This is a genomic window from Limnochordia bacterium (assembly GCA_023230925.1).
Lineage (GTDB): Bacteria > Bacillota > Limnochordia > DUMW01 > DUMW01 > JALNWK01.
This window is the reverse complement of sequence record JALNWK010000014.1, coordinates 1-24,505: the sequence shown is the minus strand read 5'-3', so window position 1 is coordinate 24,505 and position 24,505 is coordinate 1. Positions and strand designations below refer to the sequence as shown.

Annotated in this window: 17 protein-coding genes, 1 pseudogene and 1 other annotated feature; of the genes and pseudogenes, 1 reads left to right on the top strand and 17 read right to left on the bottom strand. The window is 50.1% G+C overall.

Annotation, left to right across the window (positions count from 1 at the left end; translation table 11 throughout):
* Window positions 1-72: 72 nt before the first annotated feature.
* The 5 genes from ilvC to M0Q40_04740 form a co-directional block, all read right to left on the bottom strand.
* A complete protein-coding gene (ilvC, locus tag M0Q40_04760; GenBank protein MCK9221923.1) occupies window positions 73-1,071 on the bottom strand; it encodes a ketol-acid reductoisomerase in 999 nt (332 codons plus the stop codon).
* 42 nt (window positions 1,072-1,113) lie between these two features.
* Window positions 1,114-1,590, bottom strand: coding sequence for an acetolactate synthase small subunit (gene ilvN, locus M0Q40_04755; GenBank protein ID MCK9221922.1), 477 nt, complete (start codon window positions 1,588-1,590; stop codon window positions 1,114-1,116).
* Window positions 1,590-3,269 carry a biosynthetic-type acetolactate synthase large subunit gene (gene ilvB / locus M0Q40_04750; GenBank protein MCK9221921.1) on the bottom strand — a complete coding sequence of 560 codons (1,680 nt, stop codon included), beginning with the start codon at window positions 3,267-3,269 and terminating at the stop codon, window positions 1,590-1,592. Before ilvB ends, ilvN begins: the two co-directional genes overlap by 1 nt.
* 90 nt (window positions 3,270-3,359) lie before the next feature.
* Window positions 3,360-3,613 (bottom strand) — a binding site (T-box leader).
* Between the two features lie 120 nt (window positions 3,614-3,733).
* The gene (locus M0Q40_04745) at window positions 3,734-5,005 is read right to left on the bottom strand and encodes a hypothetical protein (protein MCK9221920.1); all 1,272 of its coding nucleotides are present in this window, start codon (window positions 5,003-5,005) and stop codon (window positions 3,734-3,736) included.
* 35 nt (window positions 5,006-5,040) lie between these two features.
* A complete protein-coding gene (locus tag M0Q40_04740) occupies window positions 5,041-5,805 on the bottom strand; it encodes a GntR family transcriptional regulator (GenBank protein MCK9221919.1) in 765 nt (254 codons plus the stop codon).
* Between the two features lie 1,168 nt (window positions 5,806-6,973).
* Between M0Q40_04740 and M0Q40_04735 the strand changes: the two genes are divergently transcribed.
* On the top strand, window positions 6,974-8,212 hold the full coding sequence (locus M0Q40_04735) for an MFS transporter (GenBank protein ID MCK9221918.1): 1,239 nt from the start codon (window positions 6,974-6,976) through the stop codon (window positions 8,210-8,212).
* On the opposite strand, the gene M0Q40_04730 is transcribed toward M0Q40_04735, so the two are convergent.
* From M0Q40_04730 to M0Q40_04675, 12 genes and pseudogenes are all read right to left on the bottom strand, one after another.
* Window positions 8,209-9,261: a LacI family transcriptional regulator gene (locus M0Q40_04730; protein MCK9221917.1), complete on the bottom strand. Its 1,053-nt coding sequence runs from the start codon at window positions 9,259-9,261 to the stop codon at window positions 8,209-8,211. The two genes, M0Q40_04735 and M0Q40_04730, sit on opposite strands and share 4 nt — an antisense overlap.
* 189 nt (window positions 9,262-9,450) lie before the next feature.
* Window positions 9,451-10,575, bottom strand: coding sequence for a GNAT family N-acetyltransferase (locus tag M0Q40_04725; protein ID MCK9221916.1), 1,125 nt, complete (start codon window positions 10,573-10,575; stop codon window positions 9,451-9,453).
* Window positions 10,576-10,976: 401 nt separating this feature from the next.
* Window positions 10,977-14,315 carry a DEAD/DEAH box helicase family protein gene (locus M0Q40_04720; protein MCK9221915.1) on the bottom strand — a complete coding sequence of 1,113 codons (3,339 nt, stop codon included), beginning with the start codon at window positions 14,313-14,315 and terminating at the stop codon, window positions 10,977-10,979.
* A gap of 10 nt (window positions 14,316-14,325) precedes the next feature.
* Complete coding sequence (locus M0Q40_04715; protein ID MCK9221914.1) at window positions 14,326-15,513, bottom strand: restriction endonuclease subunit S; 1,188 nt, start codon at window positions 15,511-15,513, stop codon at window positions 14,326-14,328.
* Window positions 15,501-16,166: pseudogene (locus tag M0Q40_04710) on the bottom strand (N-6 DNA methylase). Before M0Q40_04710 ends, M0Q40_04715 begins: the two are co-directional and overlap by 13 nt.
* A gap of 88 nt (window positions 16,167-16,254) precedes the next feature.
* Complete coding sequence (locus M0Q40_04705; protein ID MCK9221913.1) at window positions 16,255-17,862, bottom strand: recombinase family protein; 1,608 nt, start codon at window positions 17,860-17,862, stop codon at window positions 16,255-16,257.
* A complete protein-coding gene (locus tag M0Q40_04700; protein MCK9221912.1) occupies window positions 17,859-19,580 on the bottom strand; it encodes a recombinase family protein in 1,722 nt (573 codons plus the stop codon). Before M0Q40_04700 ends, M0Q40_04705 begins: the two co-directional genes overlap by 4 nt.
* The gene (locus tag M0Q40_04695; protein MCK9221911.1) at window positions 19,580-21,241 is read right to left on the bottom strand and encodes a recombinase family protein; all 1,662 of its coding nucleotides are present in this window, start codon (window positions 21,239-21,241) and stop codon (window positions 19,580-19,582) included. Before M0Q40_04695 ends, M0Q40_04700 begins: the two co-directional genes overlap by 1 nt.
* 65 nt (window positions 21,242-21,306) lie before the next feature.
* Window positions 21,307-21,558, bottom strand: coding sequence for a hypothetical protein (locus M0Q40_04690; GenBank protein MCK9221910.1), 252 nt, complete (start codon window positions 21,556-21,558; stop codon window positions 21,307-21,309).
* 39 nt (window positions 21,559-21,597) lie between these two features.
* A complete protein-coding gene (locus tag M0Q40_04685; GenBank protein ID MCK9221909.1) occupies window positions 21,598-21,963 on the bottom strand; it encodes a type II toxin-antitoxin system PemK/MazF family toxin in 366 nt (121 codons plus the stop codon).
* A 443-nt stretch (window positions 21,964-22,406) separates the two neighbouring features.
* Entirely contained in the window at window positions 22,407-22,985 is a 579-nt protein-coding gene (locus M0Q40_04680; protein MCK9221908.1) for an ECF-type sigma factor, read from the bottom strand.
* 175 nt (window positions 22,986-23,160) lie between these two features.
* On the bottom strand, window positions 23,161-24,339 hold the full coding sequence (locus M0Q40_04675; protein ID MCK9221907.1) for a bacterial transcriptional activator domain-containing protein: 1,179 nt from the start codon (window positions 24,337-24,339) through the stop codon (window positions 23,161-23,163).
* Between the last annotated feature and the right edge of the window lie 166 nt (window positions 24,340-24,505).

Genomic DNA, 24,505 nt, shown 5'->3' with positions numbered 1-24,505 from the left:
CTGCACTGGCCTTGGGGGACCAGTGCTTTCTAGGCTTGGGCTAACAAGCCTAGAAAGCCAAACATTAATCTCTTACTTATTCTTGATCCAGGACATCATGCTACGCAGTTGTTTACCTACCTGCTCAATCAAGTGATCTTGCTCTCTGCGGCGCATGGCGTTAAAGACTGGCCGATTGGCCTGGTTCTCCAACATCCATTCCTTAGCAAACTCACCGTTTTGGATTCTGGAAAGCACCCGTTTCATCTCCTGGCGGGTCTCATCGGTAATAATCTTCTTACCCACAGTGATATCGCCGTATTCCGCCGTGTCACTGATGGAGTATCTCATATAGGAGATGCCGCCTTCGTAGATCAAGTCGACAATGAGTTTTAACTCATGCAGGCACTCAAAGTAAGCGATCTCAGGTGCATACCCAGCCTCAACTAAGGTATCAAAGCCGGCACGAATGAGCTCGCTAACGCCACCGCAAAGGACCACTTGCTCGCCGAACAAGTCGGTTTCGGTCTCTTCGGCAAAGGTGGTCTCAATGACACCCGCCCGGGTGGAGCCAATTCCCTTGGCATAGGCGAGGCCCAGCTCATGGGCATTACCCGTGGCATCTTGGTGCACCGCGACTAGGGCAGGCACACCCTTGCCCTCCTCGTACATCCGACGGACCAAGTGACCTGGGCTCTTTGGTGCTACCATGAACACGTCCACATCCTTCGGGGGGACAATCTGACCGAAATGGATGTTAAACCCGTGGGAGAATACCAACGCCTTACCTGCAGTTAAGTACTTTTCAATGGAGGATTTGTAGACTGCTGCCTGTACCTCATCGGGAACAAGCATTTGAATAATGTCTGCTTGCTTTGCTGCTTCCTCGGCGCTAACTGGCGTAAAACCATCGGCAACTGCTTTATTGTAGTTGTCGCTCCCTGGCCGATTGGAGACAATAACATTAACACCACTGTCCCGTAGGTTTTGGGCCTGGGCATGTCCTTGACTTCCATAGCCAATAACCGCAACGGTTTTTCCTTTTAAAAGATCTAAATTAGCATCGTGATCGTAATAGATCTTAGCTGCCATTTCCTTACCCCTTTCTCTTTGCTCCTCTGTCTAACTGTATATTCAGGTGCCCCGGGCCATGGCTACACGCCCGGTCCTCACCATCTCTTTAATGCCGTAAGGTCTCAGCATGTTGACCATGGCATCGATCTTATCAGCATCGCCGGTTACCTCAATAACTAGAGACTTTGGGTGCACATCAACAATCTGCGCCCTGAAGATATTGACAACCTCCAGGATCTCTGAGCGATTGGTAGAGGTAGCCGTCACTTTAATCAGCGCAAGCTCTCGGGCCACAACCTGATCACTGGTAATATCGCTAATCTTGATTACATCGATCAATTTGTGGAGCTGCTTGCTCATCTGTTCGATGATGTCAGCATCGCCCTCAACTACAATAGTCATTCTTGAAATGTCCGGATCCTCGGTAATACCTACACTCAGGCTGTGAATATTGTAGCCCCGTCGACTGAACAGGCCAGCCACCCGGGCCAGAACACCGGAACGGTTGTGAACTAGTACTGCCAAGGTATGTCTCACTAATCTTCCCTCCCTAGACCAAGCATGACATCGAGGGCCCCACCAGCCGGTACCATAGGGTACACATTTGCCTCTCTGCAAACTTGCACATCTAAAAGTACCGGTTCGGGTAAAGCCAACATTTCCTCAAAAACTGGACGGACATCCTCCCGTTTGGTGATTCTACGTCCTTTGATCCCATAGGCTGCGGCAATCTGGACGAAATCCGGGTTATCGTGGAGATCGGTATAGGAGTAGCGATGATCATAAAATAGCTCCTGCCACTGCCGCACCATACCCAGACAACCATTATTGAGAATCACGATCTTCACCGGGATGCGGTTGCTTGCGACCGTCCCCAGTTCTTGAATATTCATCTGAATACTGCCGTCTCCGGCAATATCTATTACCGTACGATCGGGGCAACCCACCTGCGCGCCAACGGCCGCGGGGAATCCATAACCCATGGTGCCAAGGCCACCGGAACTAACAAAGCTACGGGGCTTGTCGAATTTGTAATACTGGGCTGCCCACATCTGGTTTTGACCAACCTCTGTAGCGATGATGGCCTCTCCCTTGGTGACCTCATAGACTTGCTCTACAACGTACTGGGGTGCGATCCCATCGGCTCCTTCAGGATAACAGAGGGGATATTCCTTTTTCCAGCTGTTAATCTCGGCGAACCACTCACTACGTTCTCCAAAACGCACCCGTTCCACCAGTGAGGAAAGGATGTTTTTAGCATCCCCGACAATAGGGATATCCACGCCAATATTCTTCCCGATCTCCGCCGGATCGATATCAATATGGATCACCTGTGCCCCTGCTGCGAACCGATCCAACCTACCGGTAACCCGGTCATCGAAGCGTGCCCCCACTGAAATTAGAAGATCACAGTTGGTCACAGCAAAGTTGGCATAGGCAGTACCATGCATGCCCAGCATGCCAAGGGAAAGCTTATCTGTGCTTGGAAATGCCCCAAGGGCCATCAAAGTTGTGGTCACGGGAATGTTCGCCTTGGTGGCAAGCTTATACAGCTCTCCGTGGGCATTGGAGGAGACCACCCCACCGCCAACATAGAGGAGGGGTCGCTTGGCCTGATTAATAGCTAAGGCTGCTTCCTCGATCTGCTTAATATGCCCTTTGTACGTTGGTTTGTAACTGACTAGGTCCACCTCATCGGTATAGATGAAATCAAACTCAGCCGATGCCACATCCTTAGGCAAGTCAATCAATACCGGACCCGGTCGGCCTGAGGTGGCAATGTAAAAGGCTTCGTTAATTACCCTAGGCAAATCCCGTACGTCATTGACCAAATAGTTGTGCTTGGTGATAGGAGTGGTAATGCCGGTAATATCCGCTTCTTGGAACGAATCCCTTCCAATAAGGCTTGTGGCCACCTGTCCTGTGACGGCAATCAGGGGAATCGAATCCATATAGGCATTAGCAATACCCGTCACTAGATTCGTCGCGCCCGGACCTGAAGTCGCGATACATACACCGGGCTTGCCGGTAACCCTAGCGTAGCCGTCGGCCGCATGCACAGCGCCTTGTTCATGCCGGGTCAGGATGTGCCTGATGGGAGCATCATAGAGCACGTCATAAATGGGTAATACGGCTCCTCCGGGGTATCCAAATACCACTTCCACACCCTTCCTAATAAAGCATTCGATTAGTGCTTGTGCGCCGGTCATCTTCATCAATCGTGCGTCGATACCCAAAGTACGACGCTTTCACTCCCTTCCCTTCAGAAACTAGCACCTACCTGTAAAAAAACCTCCCATCCCATGATTTGGGACGAGAGGAATCTCCCGTGGTACCACCCAGTTTAAGCAGCTCAGCATGAGCATGCCCTTAGTGATCCTATGGACTAAGATCTGCATGATAACGGATGCACCCGATGAGGGCCTACCCGGCACTGCCTACTTGATTTCAGCAGTACGGCTCTAGGGCGAGTTCGAACTTCCGAGGCGTTACCTTCCACCAACCGGTAACTCTCTATAGCCTGCAAAGACGTTCTACTACTCCCTTTCATCACCTTTCTGATTATGGTTGCCTTTTAATATACCTGAGTTTACACCATGTGTCAAGGACCAACGGGACCAAATTTTCAAATCAGGCTAAAATACCCACATCACAGCGGCAAACTTCTGATCGGAGGTGCTTAGCCCCATAGGCGTTTATAAAGCAAAGCAGTTCCTCCCGCAGCCTGCTCTAAGGTCTCTTTAGCGGAAGGGTCCTGTTTTAGGTATTGGAACATGAGCCTGCCTTCATCTTTGCACAGCTCATCATGCAACGGCAGGACTTCCCGGATGAGGAACAGCGCGTATTTGACCAACCGGAAGGGGCCATAAACCTTAATTTCTTCACCGGGCAAGGCCTCCACGGCCACAGAGTAGAGACCCTTAACGCCTTCGATCAAGTCCACTAAATCCGATGAAGGTGCGAAGACTATAGTGTAGCGCCAGCCAAACAAATCCCGCTCGCAGCCATGGGCATCGGTTGAGCCTACAATGGGAATCTGTCGACCCTTTGCCCGCTCCTCATGGTACCGGGCAACCTGCAAGGTATTACTAGCTTGCTCCCAGCGGTGAAACCCACCAATGACCTCGTAGGCATCAAAGGGCTGTTGCTCGAACAAATAGGTGGTCAGTGCACCAGGGGGCGTAAGGTGGTTTTGCCAAAACCAATAGGGATGACAGAATATACCAAGGCCCCCAGCTTGGCGGATCTTGTTAAAACACCAGACAGAGGCAGCATACTGGTAAGGATCTACACCCTGGGGTAGGTCAGTTAGGGTTTTCTGTAGCTGGGCCACCTCTTCCTTGAATTCATCCGTAGCAAAAAGTTCATTTATGCTAAATGAGCCCCCGAAGTTGACGATGTGTACCGGGTTATGCGGAGCATGAACCTCTTCGCCCCTAAAAATCCGTAGATCAATATCTACATCAGCGAAACACTCCTGGGCCTCTATGCTTGGGGCATAGCGATGATGATCCGTCACCGCCATGAAATCAAGGCCGACCCTGCGACAGGCCGCAGCTACATATCCCGGGGATTCACTACCGTCAGAATAACAACTGTGCATATGTAGATCACCCTTAAAGGGTTTCCGGGAGTACAAATCCTCGGCCACCGAGTAGATCCGAACCCTTAGGACTTCTCGCTTCTCTTCTCCTTGCTGCTTTTCGATAACTAGGAGGTGTTCTTGCTCTCCATACCACTTGAATCCCTGAATCCGCAACACTCCGCCCATAGATTTTAGTTCCACCTGATGATTCCCTTGTTCCTCCGTGGGATACTGTGTAACTACATAAGTTGCTTCCTCGTTAAACTGGCAATGCGCATATAGAGGGCGAATCACAATCTCAGTTGCACTGTCGCTGCGTACCACCTTGGGTGCAATTTGGTAATACCGATCGTTAAGCTGCATCACTGAATTGACCTTCCTTCAAGGTTGTATTCCTAATCCTACCGTTCAAAATTCATCGTCACAAACGCTTCCCGGGGAGGGGCCTCTCCCTCGGGACAATCCCCCAGAATGACAAAACGACACCGATCACCCCGGTATAATTCCTTGGCATACTCTACAGGATGTCCATTGGAGTCAAATCCCACCCTGACTAGGAGCATCAACGGAGTGTGGGTCGAAATATGAAGTAGCTCGGCCTCATCCTTCGTCGGGGCTACTGCCTCCAAGGTCTGTCTGGCATATTGGATACTTAAGTCGTACTTCTCCCGGAAAATCTTATAGATAGATTGTCGCAAATCCTGTTTATCCATACCGGGACAGATGGTGGTAGGGTAGTAATTGTGCTCGATACAGACCGCTTCCGAGTTAGCGTAGCGTATCCTTTGAATATAGTACATCGGGGTGCCAACGTCAATCTTCAGTTGTCTGCTGATCTTTTTAGTTGCGGGTACTACAGAAACCTCAAGCACTTCGGCACCCGGCTGCAGTCCTTTGGAGATAAGCTGATCGCTAAACCCAAGGACTAAATCCATCCTCTGATCTATTTTGGGCCCCGCCACAAAGGTACCTTTACTGGGTACTCGGTATAGTACACCTTGGTTCACTAGCATTTCAATACCCTTGCGTACCGTAAGCCGGTTCACACCCAGTTTAGCACTCAGGCTTCTTTCCGAGTCAAGCTGAGCACCCGGTTGAAGCTCCTTTGACTCAATCTTGTCCAAGATATGTTCCGCCACCCGAACATAGAGATATTGGCTATTCACCCTGTTCACCCTTCCCATGACCGGTACGCACCGGATTTGTCTTAAAGAGTACCTTCCCTGAAGTGAATTTTGTTTTACGTAGAACTCTCCTTGCACGGACCTAGCATTCACCGTCTGCCCCCTGCAGCTAGTTGACCGTCTAACAGCATCAAGACTCCTCCAAAGCTATGACAAAAGTGTTCCGACACGAGGGCAAGAGAATTCGCTACTACGTTTTTCATGCTCCCTAGCATAGCAGGTTCCAATCGAACCTGTCTAACCTAGTCTATCACCGTTATAGGGCAGTCGCAAGCTCGGTTATTCTGACCATCTAGGAGCCATACATATATGTTACATCATTGTCCACTTGCTAGGCAAACCAGAAAACATTACCAGGAAATGTCTGAATAACAAGCTGGTCCAAAGCTCGTCTTAAAGGATCTCCGTCAGAAAAAGTGCATTGTTCCCAAATATTTCACCAAAGTAAAGATCATCGGCTAGCGAGTATACGCGGATGGTGATAACCTCTCGCTTTTCATCATCCTTTTGTTCTTTCCGTCACTGGAATGCCATTAATATGTAGCATCCCATTTCTGGGCCTCACCTGACTCTACTCGTTGCCTTGTTCCTCTGTCGGAGAACAACATGGGTTGCTTTTCCATCAAATGCACAGTGGGCTTATAGTGACGGAACTACAATTCTAAACTCCCACTCCGTACCAGCTTGGGGCTGATATTATAATATAAGTCATGCGTATTCATTTGTCCTTCCGCTCCCAGAGGAACAAGCGATTATTGTCTATACCCAAACGTTCTCGAAGACAAGAGGTTACTGCACTGTGTTCTTAGCAAAATCACAAGACGTATCCTTGGAATCAGGTGTAGCGCCGCTAACCACTACTATCTCAAGATCCTGCCGAAAACTCTAGTTCCTTCATATTCCAGTTATCTATCTGATCCACACGCTTTTGCATAATCCTGTTCCGCCCCGAATATGAATGACACTACCCCCCAATCCCGATCACTCTCCAATGTATACCGGTCTGTACCACGATTATACTAGGCGAGGTAGTTAGAATCAAGTGTAATTCCGCTTTGTTATCCCAATTACCGCTGGCTAACCCCCCTTTACAAAGATACCTTTATCGATTAGACTGGTATATACCGAATCAAGGTAGGGGGAATCATTGTTGAAAAAAGACCGCAATCGCAAAATCATGGTTATCTTTACTTTATGGCTCGCGTATGCGGCCATGTGCCTGGGACGACAGAATATGGCGATTGCCTTACCCGCAATGGAGCAAGAACTGGGGTGGAATCCCACCATGGCCGGTATTATCACTGGGGTCTTCTTCTGGTTCTATGCTGTAGGTCAGCTGATTAACGGTTACTTAGGGGATCAAGTTGACTGCAAGAGGATCGTCCTTTTTGGTCTCATCGCCAGTTGTGTGGCCAACGGATTGCTTCCCTTTGTCAATACTTTTTGGGCCATGGTGCTCCTTTGGGCCATGAATGGCTACGTTCAGTCCACTGGGTGGGGTCCAATCCTCAAGATTGCTTCCCATTGGACCGAGGAGCATGAACGGGCCCAGGTAGCAGGATTCCTGGCCACATCGGGAATTGCTGGGTTTTTTGCATCTTGGGCTATCTCGGGTGGTATTTTACTGGTAACCAGTTGGCACTGGGTGTTTGCCTTTCCTGCGATTGTTCTAGGGTGTATAAGCATCCTATGGTCTCTTCAAGTGGAGAGTTACCCAAATACGGCCCACCAGGCACCGCCTGCAAAGGATTCCGGGGGACTAAAAACCAACATGCTCGAATTCATCAAATACCCGGGAGTGTTGGGCCTAGGCTTAGTCAGTTTCTTGCAGGGCATGATCAGAAATGGCATTATTCTCTGGACCCCTACGTTACTGGCCCATACCCTCTTTGACGGGACGGCAGCAATTCCTTCACTTCTAATTCCTCTATTTGGTCTGGTGGGAATTGGAATTTCCACCCGCCTACTGAGCCGGCTTAAGGGTAATGATCAGGCCGCGATCACCATCTTGCTAGCTCTAGCCGGAATTCTGGCGCTGGTGTCTGCCAAGGCACTTAAGTGGGAACAAGCCCTCTTGCTAGCCTTTACCATTGCGAGTTGCGCAGCCTTTATGGAGGGGGCTAACACCGTATTGTTAACCTCAATTCCTCTGAAGTTCGCCCGGGTCGGCAAACAGTCCACCATGGCTGGCTTCCTCGATTTCGCCTCCTACATGGGTGCCGCTTTCATGAGCATATTCACAGGAATAATCTTGGAGCGTTGGAATTGGAATGCTATTGTGGTATCGTGGGCTATAGTCTGTATCATTGCTAGCATCTTGACCTGGCTACTTGCTAGGACTAAAGACACTGCGGTTCAGACTAATGATTGGACTCGGAGAGCTGTTTAGGACCCGCTACAAGCAGGGGCTTGGCAGGAGTCCCGTTTTATGAGGCGGGCAGGCACCTTGATCTGAATCGCTTGTTCGGGTTTGGAAGACGCCTTGCGGTTCAGCAGTCGATACATCACATGCATGGCTTCACAACCCATCCGATGTCCTGGAATCTCAACGGTGGTCAATGCCGGCAGATTATATGCTGCGGTGGTAATATCATCAAAGCCAATCACCGATACGTCTTGGGGAACCCCACCCCCCCGTTTTTCCAGTAACCGCATCAGACCAATCGCAGTTAGGTCCGAAGACACGACAAAGGCTGTGGGGAAAGGAGAGAAGTTGAATACCTCCTCTAGACGTTTTTCCAGCTCCTCAATCCGCTTGGGCCAATACACATCTAGTGTCTGGGGGTCTAGCCCAGGACTAGCCTCCTGAAAGGCGGTCTTAAATCCTAGAAACCGTTCCTTACCTATTTGTCCCCCCAAGGGACCAACAAAGGCAATCCGTCGATGACCTAATTCCTGGAGGTATCGGGTGGCGGTATAGGCGCCGTACCAATTATCCGTTGCCACATAATGTACCCTAGGATCGTCAAGCCAACAGTTGACCAAGACAATGGGGTAATTTGCCTCTAGGATCTGATTCAACTGTTCCAGGGCGCTTTCCGGATCCTCTAAGGTTAAGAACAATCCATCGTACATGCCATCTGCTGCTAGGGTCAGCAACTCCTCCTGGGCTTCTGCGACTAACGTAAACCGATAACCTAATTCCCCAGCCGTATCCCCCGCCCCCGCTAGAATGCTGGACGTAACCTCCCCTTGGATAAAACCGAAGGTAGGCATGATATAGCAAAGATGCCGGGTCCGCTGCAAAACCAGACTCTGGGCCAAGTAATTAGGCGTATACCCTAACGCCTTAGCCGCTTCTAGTACCTTGCGCCGAGTTGCAGTATCGACGCTTCTTGAACCGCTCAAAGCTCTGGAGACGGTCGATTGAGAGATATTCAGCATAGCGGCAATCTGTTTTTGGTTAATCTTTTGAGGGCCCTTCGCCTTTCCCAGCAACTCCGTCACATCCACCTAATAGACTATGGAATCCTCCAACTTGTATAAAACCTTTCATAAGTACCGTATCCTGCAGGTGCCAAATTGTCAAGGGGTAAGAATTTCGGTCATAACTAAGGAGATAACCCCAGCGAGATACCAATATAGGGGAAGGCACCGTCTGCCTTCCCCCATGCACTAAATACACATCTAGATTGCGTCCATCTGGGCAATGAAAACAGGAACTGGTAACAGTAAACCAAACGTACCTAGATCCTTGCTTGCCGGTGGACCACCAAAGACAAGACTGGTAAGCTCACGCACGTCTAGTTCCACATAGGAGCCTGAACCCTTCTTCGGGACCACCGTCATCTTCTTGCCGTTCCACTCAACAGAAACAACGTCCAGGGTCTCGCCATCCTTGCAGCCAATGGACATCCCAAAGGGCGGAAGGTCAACTGCTAACTGCTCCAGTACTGGTCTTAGCTTCAGCATAAAACTTGACCAATTCACAATCCTAAACATCGCTTGGGGACTAATACTCCAACTTTCACAAGCACCAAACAGCCGGCTATTCCTCGGACTGTGAGCAGCTTCAACACAGAGATGGGCCCTTGAACCGAAAGTACAGTTGAGGGCTCCATAGATCAGACCCGCTTCTTCTCCTTCGGGAGAGATAACTTCCTCTACATAAAGATCACCTGAAAACTCCCGATTAGAGATTAAGTAACCACTAGAACCAACGAAGATACGCAAACCTAATCGTTTGAGTTGTGAGGGCAAACAGGGACGTTCCACCCGACATGATAGCGTTTGATGTAAGCAACGGATTCTCTCGATGACTTCGGGATCAGCAGGTTCAACCTCCATCACCGCCTCAGGCTTCACATTGCCCCGTTCAAAGGACCTTTTGCTATACACTAGATGATACTGTCCACCACAGAGTTCATATCCGAAACTCCCATAGCGCTGGCGGTTACCCCACAGCACGGAAAAATCGGAGCCTTCCTCGCGCATCCCCCTGAGGGACTCCTCCAAGAGTCTAGTCATATATCCCTTGCCCCGGGCTTGGGGATGAGTTGCCACCCCACCAATTCCGGCACATTTGAAGTGTTCCCCTAGTATGACGACCTCCATTGGGAAGACCCCAACGTTGGAGACAATCTGACCGTCTTCCACAACAATGTGAAAACAGCTCAAGGCATCATCTTCATCCCGGTAGCGATCTGGGTAGTGACGGTAGAAGAAATCCCTACCGTGTCCATAGCTTTGCTCCAGAAACCGGTGCAACGCAGCTGCATCTTCCTTCTTGGCGATTCGTACTACTGCTTCCATAGAGATTGCATGACCCCCTTCGGACGATTGGATAGTCGTTGAGTCGTGTATTCTTCAAGTTGCATGACAGAACGCAACCACAATCTTGTAGGACCCCGAACGGCTGCTTAGTATATACTCAGCAGCCGTTCCCTGGCCTTTGATAGTCGTCATCATATCCGCCTACCAGACCATGTAATACTTGACTTATACCAGATCTGCTAATATACACCGTATCCTGTGGGTTGTTCCTTGTCAACGGCCACGAAGACAGTATGCTCTTAAAACCTAGGGGATAGAATACTCAAACACTAGAATATGACGTTTGGAAGCTCTGCTTCGTCATTTCGCACGGCATAAATGATGACCGGCGCTAGAGGTTTCCCGAATACGTGTCCTATGAACGAGTAGCAAGCGGTTTCCTATGCTCCTGCGGCACTGATAGCATTCTCATTCAACCGGTCAATAATCGACACGATTTTCCGTGCACTACCTTCGGGAAACACATCCACGATGCTACCAATGGACCGAAAGGGCTCCTCTTGGAGGGCTTTCTTCTCAATGACTCCGTTCTTAACTACGTAATCCACAATGGTTTTCACAAACCGTATTTGCCTGCTGTCAAGGTTGTGATCGTTTAGAAATTCTGAAAAAGCCTCATTGGCTGTCTCTTGATCTAATCCTACAACCTGTAGCACTAGCACTGTCAACGGCGTATTACCGAACTCCCGTTCATAATCCTCCTTGGTACCTACTTCGTGCCATAGTATCTGCTCCAAGGCCAGAAAGTCCTCCTCGGACAGTGGCTTGTTGGTCCGTAATTTGTGAATAGACAAGTGGTTCTTATTCTCTCGTAAGTACTGATTTACCTTTTTCCGATAGCTCTGCAGTTCGCTTGAACCGAATTCCCCTACATTCTCCTGGACGGAAAGGATCTCATCGGTAAGGTTGGTATAGTAGATACGTGAGGCATCGTGCTCAATGAACCGGATCAGCTCCCTTAGTGATTCCCGCACCTGTTCTAGTTGCAGAAGGTCGACACCAGTCCAGAATTGCTCGGTCTGAACTTCCGCAATGATCCTTCGCTGAGCCCTTATCTGGGGAATCGTTCCCTGCACCGACAGTACTTTGGCAGTGCGGATCACTTCGTTCTTACCTTTGGTGATGCTCTTTCCCAAAACTAGAGCAAGCTGTAGAGTATACATGAGGTTGTCAAAGCGTTTAGCCATCTCCTCATCTGCGGCCGGAGGAATCAACGGCCCAAGGTTCTCCTTAATTTCTTCTACTTCAACAACTGTTAAGCTCTGCCATTGCGATTCGGTGCGGTATTTCTCTACGTACCAAAGCTTCTGCTTCACCACAAAGCTTTCTGTATTCAATGACTTGATCTCTTCAACTAGGTCAGAGACTAACGTTTCCCGGTACTGATCATATTTCTCTTCCTGGTAATCAAGATGCTGCAACTCGTAAATAAGCTCAAGTTTGGTGTTGAATATTCGCTCAGTCAAGCCCATAGTACCCTTTACCTCTTTCCCGTGGGGAGTGGCACGGAAGAATTCAAAGTTCCCACAGAAATCAAAGATAAGGAAGCTCTCCTTGTCCAAACCCGGGCCAAACAGATCCGGGCAGAGGCGAGTTCCCCGCCCAATCATTTGCCAGAACTTAGCCTTTGATCTCACCTTCTTGAAAAAGACTAGGTTAACCACTTCGGGTACATCAATCCCCGTATCCAACATATCTACTGATACGGCGATTTGGGGCATACTACCTACAAGACTGAACCGATCGATCAAATCCTGGGCATAGTCGGTCTTGTTATCTATGACCTTGGCAAATCCCCCTTTATAATGGGGGTATAGTCTGTTAAAGCGCTCTACAATATGCACTGCATGGTTATGGTTCTTGGCAAAGATAATGGTCTTTCCGAGTTTGTCTCCGCCTTCTACCTTAATGCCCTTTTCCATCACCAAGGCTAGGACCTTATCTATGGTATTATCATTAAACAGCCAAGTGTTCAGACTGTCCCCGGAGATAAAGTCCGGGAGCTCCCCTTCTTCACCAAAGGTATCTTCATACAGCTCCTTCTCTTCATCGCTGAGTTCGTCGTAGTGAATGCCTTGTTCAAGAAACTTCACGGTGGTCTCAACGGTATTATACGGTACGAGATAACCGTCCCTAACCGCCTCCGCTAGTTCATAGGCATAGGTAGGGACGTTGTCTTCCATTTCAAAGACTTCATATGTATTTCGATCCACATCATCTTTGGGTGTGGCGGTTAGACCCACTACCAAAGCGTCGAAGTAATCAAAGATAGCCCTGTATTTCTTGAATACACTCCGATGGGCCTCATCAATGATGATTAGGTCAAAATGACCTACGGTAAAGAGTCTTTGGTCATCCTCTAGTTTTGTATCATCGATGGCATTCATCATGGTGGGGTAAGTAGAGAATACCATGCGACTATCGGGGTTATCTTTGCTATCTAGTAGGTTACACAGGGAAAGGCTTGGAAGCAAAGCATTGAAGCTACCCTTGGCCTGCCTAACCAAAGCCGTACGGTCCGCCAGGAATAATGCGTTCTTAACCCAACCATGACGCGATAGGACATCTACCAAAGAAATTGCTACCCTTGTTTTGCCACTGCCGGTAGCCATGACTAATAGGCTCTTTCTGTACCCTTGGGAGAAGGTTTCGCATACGGCTTTAATGGCTTCCTTTTGGTAGTAGCGGTCAGTGATCGCATCGTTAATCCTGACTTTATCAAGGGGTAATCGGTGCTGCCTTCGATCAACACATAACTGCAGGTCCTCCTTGGAGTAGAACCCAGAAACATGCCTTTCTGGATAAAACACGTCGTCCCAGATATATGTCTTGAAGCCATTGGTGTAGAAGATAATGGGCCGTCGACCAAACCTGCGCTCCAAACAATCGGCGTAAAGAGTTGCCTGATGTTTGCCCTTGTCCGGGTTTATGCTAGCCTTCTTTGCTTCCACCACGGCAAGAGGTTTGCCGTTGTCTCCAAATAGAACATAATCTGCATAGCCTGTGCCTGTACCATAGGGCATACCCTGTAGTTCGTATTCCTCAATACAGTCTACACCAAAGACCCATCCAGCATCTTTCAGCTCAACGTCAATGTATTGCTTTCTGGTTTGAAACTCGCTAATCTCAACAACATGAAAGTCATGGGCTTGAACGTTTTGCTGCCTGACTTCGGTAAGTCTCTTTCTTAGCTCTTCATTGGCCGCCACCATACTCTCAAGCTTGCGATCCTTAGCACCAAGCTCATCATAAAGTCGTGTAAGCGCCTCCGAGGATCTCTTCTCTTCTTCCCCGGTTGGTAGAAGGTCTTCTCTGAATTCCTGATCCACATAATCCGGGGAATAGCAGTAATCCAACCACGAAACAAACTGATGCAGGTTGTGTAATGAGACCACCACTTCATTCCTACTCACTGGACTATTCGAGTGAGTAGCCATATTCCCTAGTTTAACCACGTACTTGATTAGGGGGAAAAGGCCCGGTTCGATGACCTCCCGAAATGTCTGGTCATGAATCAAGCTAGAGAGGTTATCCTGGTAGGGTACCTTAAGATCACTATCTGAACTGTATAGCCACTTAACAGCTAGTTCCAAGGCGCGACGGGCCAGTATAGCAGCAGTAGCTGGGCTAACGGCCACACTCTTTTCCGCATCAAGACATGCATCGGAGAAGCTATTAAACTGTGCATTCTTCTGTAGAAAAGCAAAGTTAGAGCCCATGATGCCCTCCTTAGCTAAAAAGTTTTCCTTTGAAGGCCCGTTGCATTATGCTGTTTAAGTTGCTTTGCATCAAAGATAAGCTGTGTCTCATCAGTCTCTGTTGCGTCGTAGCCCTTTTGACAATTCCGCTAAACTCCTCCTGCAAATGTACCGGCGGGATAATTACTTCTAGAGATCTAACCATTCCCAAATTGAGATTGGCCTGGTTACCACCGCGACCTAATTCTCTAATCTCCTGATACCTGAAACAAAGCTGTTTGAAAAGAAAGTCAACGTTTATTGCTGGTGAGGGCAATATGGCTGCACATGCCTGGTTTGTTGCCCCTGAGATCTTCATGATACCAGCCCTGCCCCGTGTCTGACCTTGTCCATACATCGCAACTAATATCGTATCTTTCGGGAAAACCTTGCAGTTGGTCTCCAGAATTGCCCTTTCTGTTATGTATTCCTCAACTTGGCGAATAGGAAGCCCGCGTATTTCCCCTGTCTTCACCCAGGGAATCCTCCCGCCTAAGTAATAGTCGTTCCTATCCCGCCGAGGAGTACTTCCTGTCTCAACTCTCGTTAGCTCACCAATGGCTTGTTTTCTCCAACCCTTCGGATTAATCACTGGGTCCCCAAACATGTCCAAAAACACACTCTGCAGAAACTCATCAAGCATTTCTATTTGCCGCTTGCGTTTATCGATTAGCTCCTGAGCTTTATCTAAGACTCCAGCTACTCTTCTCTGGACTTCAATTCGAGGCATCGGAATAGTAGTAAGATCTAAAAGCCTCCTCGTGATACCTCCAACTGTCGCTCCGCGGAAATCCTTCAGAATCTCATTCTGACCCATAGGCGAATACAGGTAGTAGAAGACATATTGAGGCAGAGCATGCTCCCTATCTACTGTTATTTTGAATACATGCTCGTTAATCGCTGCTTCCTTGAAAGGAAAGTCACTCCTCACAAACGAGACCTTCCCAGTCGTAGCACCATCCTTGACAATGAGTATATCTTCCTGGGTAACCTTCCCCTTTTTCAGATCCCTATAATAATCGGTTGGAACATATCTCAGATTACCAAAATCAAATCCACCGCTGTTATTCAGGTGTTCCGCTCCTATGCTTGGCACCCCTTTGGAGACACTCCCGCCCTTTGGCCTCCCCCCCGTTTCTAGGTTCAGAACTACATCCCCCAGTCTCACTATTTTTGGCATATGTCATCGTCCTTCAACATCATTTGTAGAATTGCCAATCCATCGCATATCTGATCCTCTAACCCGCTAATCCGTTTCAATATCACCTTCGGTTCCTCATAGTCCACTTCCTCATACTTAACCTCTTTATACCGGTTAATGGAGAGATCATAGTCATTGGCCGCAATCTCATCCTTGGGCACAAAGAAAGATTTCTCAGTTCGTTTCCGTTTCTCTTCGTTAGCCAAGTTGCTGAACCTCGCAACAATATCTGGAATATCATTATCTTTGATAGGTATTCGTTTGTCATCTAGTGAATAGCCATCTGCTTCCATGTCGTAAAACCAGACCTTGTCCGTCCCACCTGCACCGGTCTTGGTAAAGATCATGATACCTGTAGAGACCCCTGCATAGGGCTTAAATACCCCACTTGGCATAGAGATGATCGCCTCAAACTTGTGGTTTTCTATGATCTCCTTACGAATAGCCTTGTGTGCTCTGGAGCTTCCAAAGAGCACACCATCAGGCACAATGGATGCACATCTTCCACCGGGCTTTAGTATACGGAGGAAGAGCGATAGGAACAGCAATTCTGTCTTCTTGGTTCTGGTTATGGCAAGCAGGTCATTGGAAACCGATTCATAATCTAAGGAACCCTTAAAGGGTGGATTTGCTGATGTTAAGCAAAGACTAAAAAAATATGGGCTGTTCAAGCCCACATACGAAGGAGCGGCACCCAGTAAACAGGGCCCGCTCCCGCTTTTATTCTGATGTATTCTCCGGCTCGATCAACCGGGCAATCTCATCGGAGAAACGATAGATGATCTCCACCCTCATGCCGCTGTACACATTCACGTGATCGATAAAGAACAGGAGCATGTCATTGGTCAGCTCGTCAGCGGTCAGCGTCCGGCGAGCCATATCACAGGTCTCTGTCAATTCACGGTCCCTGCTTTGAGAAAGGGATAAATGCTCCTTTTCCAGCCGCTCTTTCTCGGCGCTGAGTCTGTCGTTCTCCGCGTTCAGCTTATCGCGTTCCATGAGGTATATATCCCTCTGAAGTCGCCCTTCGGCGTACCGCTCGTAAGCGCTGACCCGGCTGACGGAGATCTGCTTCATGCATTTCTCAATCTGTTCCAGCCGAAATCTGATGTTTTCCTCTGTGCCTTCACTGGCAGCTGCCGCCGCATACAGGCGATCATCTACATCCACCAGCAGACGGAGCTTCTCAAGCAGGTCGTTCTTCACGATGCGCTCCAGATCAGCCTCAATGAATCGTTCGCCCACCGGGCAGGCGGTCTCTCTGTTGGATACAGACTTGAGGCAGGTGTAGTAAATCACCGGGGAGTGCTTCTGCCGCTGCATGGCGCGTCCGCAGGCTCCGCAGTGCACCAGGCTGCGCAGCAGATACTGATTGGGACTCCGATCATAGCCCTTGCGGATTTTACGGAACACCTTCTGCGCTTCTTCATATTCGCTTTCACTGATGATGGCTTCATGGCAGTCCGGGATGATCTGCCACTCGGACTCATCCGTCCATACCGTCCGTGGATTGTCCAGCCCCTTCCAGCGGCGCTGATTCATGACCATCACACCGGTATACTCCCGGCGCTTCAGAATCTCCCGCACATTGTTGGAAGTCCAGCAGGCTTCCTGAGAGGAAGTACGGAACTTTTTGCTCCCAGGATTCATTCGCATAAAATAGGCCGACGGCGTTTCCAGCTTATAATCGTTCAGAACAACGGCAATCTCTGCCGGCGTTTTTCCTTCCAGTGCAAGGTCAAAGATTTTACGCACCACAGGCGCGGTATCCGGATTGGGAATGATCTTCCGCTTCACATCCGGGTCTTTCATGTATCCGTATGGAGCTTGAGAAGCCACGAACTCGCCTTTGCTCTTTCTGGTGCTCATGACGGTTTTGATCTTCTGGGACAGGTCTCGGCTGTAATAGGAGTAGACAATGTACTTCATGACCACTTCCATGCCGGCCGTGGAGCCCTTGTAATCATCGCTGTCATATCCGTCGTTGACGGCAATGAAGCGAACGCCCAGGAACGGAAAGATGCGCTCCAGATAGTCGCCGATCTCCACATAGTCGCGGAAAAAGCGGCTGAAATCCTTGCAGATAACCACGTTTGCCTCGCCGTTTTTCAGGCTTTCAATCATCCGCTCAAAGGACGGACGGTTGCCGTTGGTGCCGGAGTAGCCGTCATCGATAAACTCGACCACTTCATAGCCGTCAAACTCCCGGCGGGCTTGAACGAACCGATACAGCAGTGTGCGCTGATTGGCGATGCTCTCGCTCTCGGTCTTGAATTTCAGGTCATCATCAGCATCCGACAGGCGGATGTACAGGTACAGTTTCTTCACCGGGCTTCACCTCCTTCCAATTCGTGATAAGCCGTTTCCAATGCGTCCCGTTCCTCCTGAAAGCGGAATATAATCTCCAGCCTGTACTGGGCATGACCGGTTTTATATACGTTGATGTGGTCAATCATGGCCTCGGCGATTTCCGGCGTCAGCTTCCGCGCCTTGCGGATATTGCGGATGTTCACAAGCCACTTGTTCTCATCAGAAAGCATCCGGTTCAGCCTGGCCAGCTCCACAGACAGCTGATTGAGGTGGGAACTCTGCTCCTGATACGCGGTGTCAAAGCGGGTTTTCAGCTCGATATAGTCTCCGGCAGAGAGAATACCGTCCACATAGTCATTGTAGAGCTGCTCCCTTTTCGTCTGATAACCGGACAGCTGGTTGCTGACTTCCAGCATTTCCTGCTGAAGCTCAGTCTGCCGTTTCGTCTGAACGCCGCTATCCTTCAGTCGCCCGGTCACTTCCTCAAAATCCGCGAACAAGGCAAACTGTATCTGAATCGCGTTCCATACTATCGGCGCGAGCTTTTTCTCCGAGATGCCTACGGCAACATCACAGCGGCCATACTGCTTGTTCCGGCAGTTGTATCGACCTTCTTTTTTCTCGCCGTGGCGGCTGTAACCGAGGTTGGAGCCGCAGTGCCCGCACCGGACGATTCCGCTTCTGAAGATCTGCGGATGCTTTTCGCGGTAATTCCGGCTGGCTTCCAATTTGGCCTCATTCTCACGGCGGCCTGCTTCCAGGATTTTTCTGACCTGATAGAAGTCGCCCCGGCTGACCAGCGCTTCGTGCATATCCGGCAGGATACGCCACTTGCTCTCATCCGGCTCATAGTGATAATCCGGCTGTCCCAGATACAGCGCCGTCGGCATCCGTCCAAAGACAAGATCGCCCATATAGGTCGGATTCATCAATATCTGCTTGATGACCTGCTGCGTCCAAAGGCAGTCGGAATAGCACGCCCGCCTGGTCTGTCCGCGCAGATAGCGGAGCTTTCCTGGCGAGGGAATACCTTCTTCATTCAGCTGGCGCATGATGGGGCGCGCTCCGGTGCCGCTGAGAAACTGTGCGTAGATTCTTTTGACAATCGGTGCGGTCTCCGGATCGGGCTCAAACCGGTACTCCTGTGTGGTCGATTTCCGGTATCCGTAGGGGATCATGCTGGGAATGTGTTCGCCGGCCAGCTGCTTGGCATGAACCGCAAGCGACACTTTCTTAGACTGGTCTCTGGAATAGAAGCTGTTAATCAGGTTTTTCAGCGGAATCAGCAGGCTGCTGGCGGAGCCGTCCGTTTCAAAGCTGTCATAGCGGTCAACCACCGAGATGAACCGCACGCCCATGGCCGGGAAGATATTTTCCAGCAGGTTGCCTGCCTCAATATAATCACGTGAGAAGCGGCTGAAGTCCTTGATGACCAGTGCCTTGATTTTTCCATCCCGAATGTCGGAGAGCAGCCTCTGAAACTCCGGACGGTCCGTGTTTGTTCCGGTCCAGCCGTTGTCCACATAGGTATCCGCCAGATGAAGATACGGATGCTCCGATACATAATCCCGGCAGATTTCAATCTGTCCCTCGATGGAATCGCCGTCGTCGTTCTTCTTGCTGTTTTCAACCGAGAGTCGGGCGTAGATGGCCGTCTCCCAGACGGACGGCAGCATGGCGCTGACCGGTTCCTGCGCCTGCTCCGGCTGTAAATACTGTCTTTTCTTTCTTGCCATTATGCGTTCCTCCTCTCCGGTATTATTACGCCTTCCTCAGTGGGAAGGACATCCTCAAACCGTTCTATATACTGCAATGCGTTTTCCAGCTCATCTCTGTATCGGAAGCACGCCTCGATGCGCTTGCCGTCATAAATCAGGATTTTCTCAATCAGGTGGACGATGCACTCCCTGTCCAGCTCCGTCAGATGCCGGTACTTCTTGAACTGTTCAATCCACTCGATGTTCCCGGAGCTGTTCTCCATGGCCTGACTGCGCTCATCTTTCAGCTTTCCAAGCTGGCGCTGCCTGTCCGCAATCCTGCGGTCATAGCCTGCATGGAACTCCTTGTATTCCTCGCGGCTGATCACACCGTCCGCCATGTCCGAATACAGGTTGATTTTCAGATCCTGATACCGCTTGATTTCATTTTCCAGCGCCGTCATCTGGGCGTCATAGTTGATGATGCGCCGCTCCTGCTCCGGCAGCGATGCAATGTAATCCAGCACCTGTTCCACCTGGGCAATCAGTTCAATATGGTCGTTCACCACCCGCAGCACAATGGATTTCAGCTTGTCCTCACTGAATGTATGCGGAGAACAGCCCTTACCGGCTTTATTGGTGGAACAGACCAGGTAATGATACTTTTTCCCGCCGCTGGGGACTGTCTTCCGCACCATGGTGTGTTTACAGTCGCCGCAGAACACAAAGCCGGAGAACAGATGAACCTTTTCCTGCTTCGGCGCTGTACGGACGTCCCGCAGCATCAGATTCTGAACGGTATCAAAATCCGAGCGGCAGATAATGGGCTCATGGTTGTTCTCGATGACGATCCACTCATCCCGGTCATACTCCACGCGCTTTTTGACTTTGTGGTTCGGGGTGCCGGATTTGTGCTGGATCAGCGTTCCGATATAGATTTCATTGGTCAGGATTCGCTTCACCAGCATGGGGCTCCACTCTGCCTGTTCGTTGCTGCGGAATCCGCAGGAGTAGTTGAAACCCTGCGCCTGCTTGTATTCCATGGGACTCAGGACGCCCATGCTGTTGAGCCGGTCGGCAATGGCGGAATTGCACAGTCCCTGTATGCGGAGCCGGAAGATCAGCTCCACCGTCCGGGCGGCTTCTTCATCCACCACCAGCCTGTTTCTGTTTGCCTCGTCCTTCCGGTAGCCATAGGGTGCAAAGGCTCCGATGAAGTCGCCCATCTTGCGCTTGATGTCCAGCTGAGAACGAATCTTGACGGATATGTCGCGGCAGTAGGCATCGTTGATCAGATTCTTGAACGGAACAATCAGGGCATCGGACTGCGCCTTTTCGCCGCAGGAATCGTAGTTGTCATTGATGGCAATGAACCGCACGCCCATGAACGGAAAAATCTTTTCCAGATACCGTCCTGCATCGATGTAGTTTCTGGCAAACCGGCTGAGGTCTTTGCAGATCACACAGTCGATTTTCTTGGCTTTGATGTCCTCCATCATCTGCTTGAAGCCCGGACGTTCAAAGTTGACGCCGGAATAGCCGTCATCCGCATACTCCTTAACGATCACAAATTCCGGATGCCTGCGCACATAATCCCGGATGATCTCCTTCTGGCTCGTTATGGAATTGCTCTCCGCCTTGTCGCCGTCATCGCGGGAAAGACGGGTATATTCTGCTGCATTCCAGATTCTGTCTGGCATTTTTATCACCTCCGCTATCATTGTATTGAAATCATCCGGGACAGTCGATGATGTCGATATTTGTTTCATCCCTTGCTGACCTGACTGCGGGCATAGCCTTCCAGTCGGTCATCAATCGTTTCGCGGGTGTTCATAAACCCGATCTTTACAACAACACCATCGTCAACGTAGCAGTAGGGATTGCCGATCTGCTTCAGGTAGGACGCAATGCGTTTTTCTCTCGGCTGACGGCTGTCGATGCGCACATCCCGGCGGTCATGAAGCGTTGCCGGGTCAACCGTCCGGATGTCCACTTTTCTCATTTCATCCAGTGTCATGGTCTGCTCCTTTCCGCACTCATCGTGAGTGCCTGCATATTACAAATAAAGTGCCAGGCTCACCGCAAGGCACTTACAGAATTCCGGGCTGTACAGGATATTGCTGTCCACCCGTCCCATGTATCTGATGATCCGGCGCTTATCCAGCGTTTTCAGCTGCTCCAGAATCACCATGGAAGGCCGGCTCAGCCCGCGTACCTGTTCCAGCAGGAAATGTGTCGGCTGATTCGGCTTTTTATCAATGTTGGAGGTGAGCGGTGCGGCAATCAGCGTGGGACTGAAGAAGTTGCCCGTGTTGTTCTGAAGAATCAATACCGGGCGGATACCGCCGATCTCTGCGCCCACGACCGGATCGAGATTCGCCAGATAGACGTCTCCGCGCCGGTACTCCCAGTTTTTCCGCAATGGCTTCACCTCCCAAACCTTAAATTTTATATACTGCCTCCCATTCGTCCACGACCCCCGGAGGCGGGGAACTCATCAGGCGGCAGTCTGCGAAGCTGCCTCATAGGATTCTAACCTCCCCGCCTTCATTGTGGCCGGGCCGCGAATTACGGAAGTATCATTATCCCTTGTGCGTTTCGTTGCCGTATCCGTTGCAGCCGGATATTTCTGATTGGTTCGGAATCGCTCACCGCCTTGCTTTCCGTAATCACCCGGATCGGGGCAGGCGTGTCGTGGCGCACTATCATGCAGCTGGAGAATCTCTCCCGCACAGGAACGTACCTGATGAATGTGTATGAAATTTTCAAGTTTCAGTAAGCAGCGCGTGAATCGTTTTTTTGTCAGACAGACTCATTTGCTCCTCTCACCCTTTAGCCGGTGGGAAGGCTTGTTTTCGGACAGGCTCAAAAAGATTTTTTGATTTTTTCTTTCAGGCGAGTCCAACGCCGGTGGGCGGTGTTTTCGGATAACCCCACTTCCAGAGAAATCTCGGAAAATGATTTTCCCTGAGATCTTCTCAGCGCAATCAGAACGGTGATCGGGTCGGTTTCCGAAAGCAGGCTGAACAGCGCGGGGCTGTCGATGCCGTCAAGAAAATCTGAAACAGTTTTCACATCCGGTTTCTCCTCATCTGCCGCAAGCTGTTCGATATAATCGCCGCCATCCGCATGATGTTCGTAATACCGCCGGTCGGAATTGAAAACTTCCCAATCGTAAGTACGAAGCTGCGCAATCCTGTCCTCGCTGACGCCGAGCTCACGCAGCTGTTTTTCTTCGGCCTCTTTCCAGAGCCGCCATTTTCTTTCTTCACTGGCCTTGTTGTATGCCATTGTCTTATCCTCCGAATTTCTGAATTTTGTTTGGAATTCAGAAACCGGAGGAGGAGAACGGCAGCGCGTTCTGCGCTTTTGGACATAAAAAATAGAGAGGTCTTTGTCTGCCGGAACAAAAGCCTCTCTATGATGAAATTGTGCCGGAGACATAAGAAAACCCCCGTAAGTTGTCATTTAGCTTTTGCGCTAAAAGGCTAACTTACGGGGGTTCCTCAGCTGTGCAGCTGGAGTGTCACGGCTGTTCGTTCTATTCTATTTTATCTCTGATTTGTGCGCTCTCTGTGTTTTGGGAAAAATCGGGTGTTTTCTCTGTGCGCCGGATGTGTTACACGCCGAACAGCTCCTCATATCGTATCAGGCTGTTCTTTTTCAGATGCGCTGTTACCACATCGATTTCCTCCTGTGTCATATCGTCTTTGAGGCGGAAGTATTCCTTCTTTGCCATATCTGCACCGGACAGACTGTATGTCGCCATGATGAGCCAGTAACAGATCAGGCCGTTTCCGGGGAAGAGCTCATGCGCCCTGGCGGCGTACTGCATGACACCCGCATAGTCTTTCTGCTTTGCCAGCTCGCGCATCAGGGCATCTGCGGCCTTGATGTAGCGAACCTCATACTGACTGACAATATCATTCAGCCACAGCTGGTCTCTGCCGCACATGAAAACCGGGCCTTTGTAAAGCTCTACCGCCTTGCGGAGCTCATCAATTCTTTCAGCGCTTCCGGATGCCGCCTCGGCTGCTTTCAGGTGAAGGTCAAACTGCTCGATGTCGGTCGTAATCTTCAGATTCGGATTTCTCCTGTACCCGCTGCCTTCGCGGACAATCAGTCTTGCGGATTGTCCGGTGCGCTTTGCGTACATATTGGAAAACCGGTATATGCTGCCTCGGATCGCATTCGTATTGCCGTCAAAATCCTCTCCGGGATTCAGATGCTCAAAGATTTCTCTCGGTGAGTGGGCGCGTTCCGGCTTCAACAGCAGATAGGCAACAAGCTGAATGGTTTTCGGCGCATTGATGATCTGCTCGGTCAGTGTACCGCCTGCCGTGCGGATTTCCAGGTCGCGGAAGAAACTGATATAGACATCATAGCTCGGTTCTATCGGGTTCATGGCCTCGATGATCTTCTCACGTTCCATGACATTCTGCTGGGCAAGCGCGCGGTGAAGAACATAGGCGAAGATGTACAGCGCTTCCGGCCGCTCCAGATATCTCGAAGGGTTGCGGATGACAAGAAAGCCGGTCGGTGCCGGAGAGAAAGGGGATGCCAGGATGGCTCTCGCCTCCAGACGCTCATACAGTGCAAATTCAACCGGATTGGATTCCCTGATTTCAGTTGTATCAGTGAGAACAATAGGCATGGCGCTGTGCATAGCTTCCAGCCAGCGCGGCATGACCTCGGCATCTTCCAGGCCGCTGATCAACTCGCGTGTTCTGTCGGTCGCACCTCCCGCCCGGAACCAGCAGACCGGTCTCCACAGGCAGGTATCCATATCGATATCCATGACGCCGGCCCAGTCTCCTCCATAGAACTCACATACCGTTTTCGGTTCATCTCCGTAAGTGTTGATCAAAATGATTAGAAAAAGGACATCGGGTAAATACTCCCAATAGAGTTAAAACACAAGGAGATGACCCGATGTCTACTATCAGTATACCCAGATTGTTTGG